A 4532-nucleotide genomic window follows, 5' to 3' on the forward strand; every position below is an offset into this window, starting at 1 on the left:
ACTAACAAGCGAATCGGCAATCCAGGTCGACCCGTTTTCTCTGTGTAGTGCTTCCCAAATTCTTTCTCAAATTTTCCCCAGTCTATCTTCTTCGCTAATTGATACAACGGATGTTTATGATTGAGTATCTGGTCTAATCTATTTCGAAAAGTTACACTTTGATTCTGGCGTTGCGAGGTTGTTTCTGGTTTCATTTTCACCGGGTTTTGGATGGGCTTCTGCTTCTTTCCGGTGATTTTGTTTTTTATTTCTTTCCCTTTGGATAGCGTTTTATTCACGTTATTCGTCTTTTTAACCCTTTTTCAGGGACGACTATATAGAAAAGAATCATTTTCCCGTAGAGAATATATGCAAGATTCTGAATGTATCCAAGAGCGGCTATTATGATTGGTTGAAACGAGAAGATAGCGAAAGAGTAAAGTCCAATCAAAAATTAGACGAAAGAATTCGCAGTCTATTTGAAGAGCATGAAAGTAGATCAGGATATCTACGAATTCATCAAGACTTACAATCGGAAGGGCTTTTCATATCTAAGAATCGAGTTTACAGAAGAATGCATAAAATGGGTTTAAAAGTCGATCGGAAGTGTTCTTTTCGTCCTGTGACCACGAACTCGAAGCACAAACTTCCTGTGGCTCCTAATCTTTTAGGTCAAGTTTTCAAGTCAGATAGATTGAATCAGATTTGGCTTTCAGATATCACTTACATACCGATCAACGGGAAATGGATCTATTTATTTGCGATCAAAGATCTTTTCAATCGAGAGATTATTGGTTGGGAATTAGGTTCGACATTGGAGACGGAACATCTCTTGAAGGCTTTTGAGAAAGCTCTTTCTCGTAGGGGATATCCAAAAGAAGTCATATTTCATTCCGACAGAGAGGTTCAATATGCAAGCGATGACTTTAGAAAAGTATTAAATACGAATGAGTTCATTCAGAGCATGAGCAGAAAAGGTAATTGCTATGATAATGCTCCGATGGAATCGTTTTTTAAAACTTTGAAAGTAGAGGAAGTTTACAGAAGAAAATTCAACACAATTCAAAAGGCACAATTTTTTCTGTTTGACTATATCGAAAGATATTACAACAGAAGGAGAAGACACTCGGCTTTAGGTTATCTGAGCCCAGTCGAGTTTCGAGTTAAAAACTCTGCATAGCCATGTCCGGTTTTTCGGGGGAACTCCAAATATTTATTCTTAACTAGATACTCTTCAATTAATAAAATATCAGCCTTATTATTGTTTTTCATATTTATAGTGATATTGATAGTGCTTGAAAACAAAATCCTATTAATATTAGTAATAGGCCAGTTTTGTGTTTTCTTCTTAATCGATCTTCTCTTTTTCTCTCTAATTCACCACAATCTAAAAATGCACCAAAATATGGAACTGTGTATAACGTTAATAATACTCCGATTGAATCGAATGTTAACCCTATAAGATTGATTAATAAATTAATTTTAAATTCTTCCGGCCTTTTATAAGTTTTATATATAAAAAATGACCAGATTAGAATAATGAGAAAGAGAAGTAGGAATAAATATTTCTTTTCTATATATGCCTTTATATCACTATCTTGGGGATTTTCCATTATTTCTTTCCTTCGTTGTTTTGAAAGTGATGACGCATAAACACCTAATAACAACCGAATATACGAATATCATAAAGACACGTTATTCCATCAACTCAAACTTACGCAAAAAAATCCAATGCAATGAGCAACTTCCGATAATGTGCCCTATGTTTTCTAATACTTTTGGGGACCACCTACTAGATGAATCTTCGGAAAGTCTTTGTTTACTTTAAAATTACGGAAAAGATCAAGACGAAGTTCCTTAATTAAGTCATGAAGTAGTTCATCATGCAAATCACTCTGATCAGAACTTCCATCTGTTTTTGTTTTATCGGATTTTATATAATTATGAAAATTCATCAATGCTTTAACCACACCTGGCGATCCGATTAATAACAATATATTTATGGATTCCGAGAAAGCTAAACTTGCGCTACGATTACTATTGTCAATAGCTAAATCGGAAAGTGCTTTTATGAATTGTCGAAAGAACTCTTCTTTGATCCTTCTTTCATCATTTAATTGTTGGCTTCGCTTTGTAAAATAATATGCAGATGAGGCTGTAATGACCGAAGCAAGAATGCTAATGGAAGCCGCTAAGATAGAATTAAAGTATAAATCCATAATTTTCCGTTTCCAATTTTATACTACTTGCTTGTATGATTTAATTTCTTTAAGCTCTTTCTCACGATTGTGTTCAATATTACGTAGGTCATATTCATTTTGCAGATTCAACCAAAATGAATCCGACTGCTCAAAAAATCGCCCGAACCTGGCCGAAATCTCTGCGGAAATTCCTCGCTTTCTAGAAATGATGTCGTATATATTCGGAGAAGGGACACCAGTCTCCTTCGCCAAACGGTAAGCCGAAATTTCCATTTCTTCCAATATATCGTGCAATATTTCCCCAGGGTGAGGGTTTATAAATTTTACCATCAGTCTTACTCCTGATTTGTTAATGATAGTCGAGAATCTGGACGTCACTCGCGCCCACATCACTCCAATTAAACACGATCCTATACTGCAAGTCGATAGAAATTGAGTATTGACCTTTTCGATCGCCCTTTAACCCATGCAATCGATTGCTCGGAGGAATCAGTAAATCTTCCGGACGTTTCGCCGCATTCAGCATTTTTAATTTCTTAACTGCGCGTTCGTGAATTTTAGCCGGGAACTTCTTTGACGGCTTTCCGAGAAATACTAACTTTGTTTCCTCGTTTGCAAAACTCACTATCACATTGATTTATATATCACTTTGATACATGACTGTCAAGAATAAAATACGCTACTTTGAGAAGGGATGTCAGTGTGCTAACTAAAAATTAAGCCGAAGCGAAGAAATTTGATATTCAAGACATATCCTCAACTTCCCATAATGTAGATTTGGTCACATTAGTGAACATTTGTTCATGAGAGTGCCCATACATCCTTTACACATCATACTCAAATGGCTTCGCTATATTTTCTGATTTTGTCAATCTCGCGACCATGCGCATTTTGAACTTCGAACAGATCATGAGTTGCTTGTAGATTGAGCCAAAATCGGAGTTTGTCCAAAAAACTTTCCCAGTCGCATCGCGATTTCGGGAGTTACTGATCGTTTGCCCAGTATTAAATTACTCAAATTTGATCCTCGTCTCTGCTGCAAGTTTGTACTGAGACACTCCAATCTCGTCGAGATAATTTCTCAATATATTACCGGGATGTGGATTATATTTTTTGCTCATGCTCGTAACCCTCTTAATGGTAGTCTCCAATATATCCTATTATAACGCTCCCGTCGTTCGACACGAAACAAATTCGAATAGTGTCGTTTACCCAAATCACATACTGTTTCTTTTACCGTTAGCCCCAGACTACAATATCAGGATCGGCATAAAATTCACATTTATTACAGTGTGGTTCTTCTAATGAGATAGATCCATCCGAACATTGAGGACATTGAGGACATTGAGGACAATGATTTGAATCAATCAATAGCTTAACCTCTGTACTGAATGTGGAACCACATTTCGGGCAATGCTGATTTTTCTGTTTAAAATCCTATTCAGCCCAACCGACTGGACAGTAGGAATGAGGAATTTCTACAATACTACCCTTCGCGAGATATCGGTTAAAACTGTCGCCTGCTCGGACAAAAATACGGTCGCTCTCCTCCATTACAACTAATGCCGACTTCGGATATTTGAATTGCTTTTTCTCTCTCTGCATCGAATATATCTAAAGTTAAATTAAACGTGATAGAATACTGTTCCTGTAAATTTTCGGAAAATTTTTGAAAAGCAGTCTTAATGAAATCTAGTTTCCCTGATTGGTCTAAAGTGTCAAAAAGATCATGAATTTTTTCCGAAATACCACTCACTTCCAAAACTTCTCGTTATTCACAGTAAAATTTCCTAATAAAAAATGATCCGTTCAATTCTTAACAATGCGTTCGAATGAACAAGATAAAATCCTGTTATCTTTCCCAATACGAACCAACAATCTTTTGAAAGGTTCATTAAAAGAATGAGGAGAAGAACAATGTTGTTGGAGCCTTCTCATGCTCTCATGTTGACCACTGCTCAAGTTTTTATTTGTGCGAAACTTTAAGAACACTATCTCTATCTTAGCGCCGATTCGGGAACTGAAGTATCGAGCAATCCTATATGCTTTTGATGGATTTAAGAACTAATGTTTTCGGATTTATTAAGGCTTTGATTCTTAAATTAAGAGATTCGTCGGTGAGTATGTATTCATATGGATGAACCAGTCGTAAATGAAATTTTCGGGATAATGGGCTACCGATCCTGTTGGATTTTTTGTGGATCAGCTTTTAAGGTTGCAATTATGCCTTCTTATATTCTTTCATAGTGCATAAACGACAATCAAACTACACACAAAGATTGCGGGAACTCCTGAGGTTCTCACCGCTGAGACCGCTAAGAGCAGCACCGAAACCTTTTAACCTTTCACAGA

At 36.4% G+C, this 4532-nt stretch carries 6 protein-coding genes and 2 pseudogenes; 1 reads left to right on the forward strand and 7 read right to left on the reverse strand.

Annotated features, from left to right (window positions below; translation table 11 throughout):
• A partial coding sequence (locus LEP1GSC062_RS07025) for a transposase (RefSeq protein ID WP_039941458.1) occupies positions 1 to 194 on the reverse strand: 194 nt, incomplete at its 3' end.
• Positions 195 to 358: 164 nt separating this feature from the next.
• Here LEP1GSC062_RS07025 and LEP1GSC062_RS07030 point away from each other — a divergent pair.
• Positions 359 to 1159, forward strand: coding sequence for an IS3 family transposase (locus LEP1GSC062_RS07030; protein WP_244265091.1), 801 nt, complete (start codon positions 359 to 361; stop codon positions 1157 to 1159).
• A gap of 94 nt (positions 1160 to 1253) precedes the next feature.
• Here the strand turns inward: LEP1GSC062_RS07030 and LEP1GSC062_RS07035 are convergent, their stop codons facing one another.
• From LEP1GSC062_RS07035 to LEP1GSC062_RS24615, 6 genes and pseudogenes are all read right to left on the reverse strand, one after another.
• Positions 1254 to 1592, reverse strand: coding sequence for a hypothetical protein (locus LEP1GSC062_RS07035; RefSeq protein ID WP_010576130.1), 339 nt, complete (start codon positions 1590 to 1592; stop codon positions 1254 to 1256).
• 156 nt (positions 1593 to 1748) lie between these two features.
• Positions 1749 to 2198: a hypothetical protein gene (locus tag LEP1GSC062_RS24610; protein ID WP_010576131.1), complete on the reverse strand. Its 450-nt coding sequence runs from the start codon at positions 2196 to 2198 to the stop codon at positions 1749 to 1751.
• 18 nt (positions 2199 to 2216) lie between these two features.
• Positions 2217 to 2510 (reverse strand): HigA family addiction module antitoxin, encoded by a 294-nt coding sequence (locus LEP1GSC062_RS07045; RefSeq protein WP_010576132.1) that lies wholly within the window; start codon positions 2508 to 2510, stop codon positions 2217 to 2219.
• Positions 2511 to 2529: 19 nt separating this feature from the next.
• A complete protein-coding gene (locus LEP1GSC062_RS07050) occupies positions 2530 to 2805 on the reverse strand; it encodes a type II toxin-antitoxin system RelE/ParE family toxin (protein ID WP_010576133.1) in 276 nt (91 codons plus the stop codon).
• A 212-nt stretch (positions 2806 to 3017) separates the two neighbouring features.
• Positions 3018 to 3301: pseudogene (locus tag LEP1GSC062_RS25480) on the reverse strand (HigA family addiction module antitoxin).
• 118 nt (positions 3302 to 3419) lie between these two features.
• Positions 3420 to 3959, reverse strand: a pseudogene (locus LEP1GSC062_RS24615) (hypothetical protein).
• Between the last annotated feature and the right edge of the window lie 573 nt (positions 3960 to 4532).

Origin of the sequence: Leptospira alexanderi serovar Manhao 3 str. L 60, assembly GCF_000243815.2 — a bacterium.
Classification (GTDB): domain Bacteria; phylum Spirochaetota; class Leptospiria; order Leptospirales; family Leptospiraceae; genus Leptospira; species Leptospira alexanderi.

Excerpts from the sequence above, each read along its gene's own strand:
- LEP1GSC062_RS07035 (WP_010576130.1), bottom strand. The coding sequence starts at position 1,592 with ATGGAAAATCCCCAAGATAGTGATATAAAGGCATATATAGAAAAGAAA.
- LEP1GSC062_RS24610 (WP_010576131.1), bottom strand. The coding sequence starts at position 2,198 with ATGGATTTATACTTTAATTCTATCTTAGCGGCTTCCATTAGCATTCTT.
- LEP1GSC062_RS07045 (WP_010576132.1), bottom strand. The coding sequence starts at position 2,510 with ATGGTAAAATTTATAAACCCTCACCCTGGGGAAATATTGCACGATATA.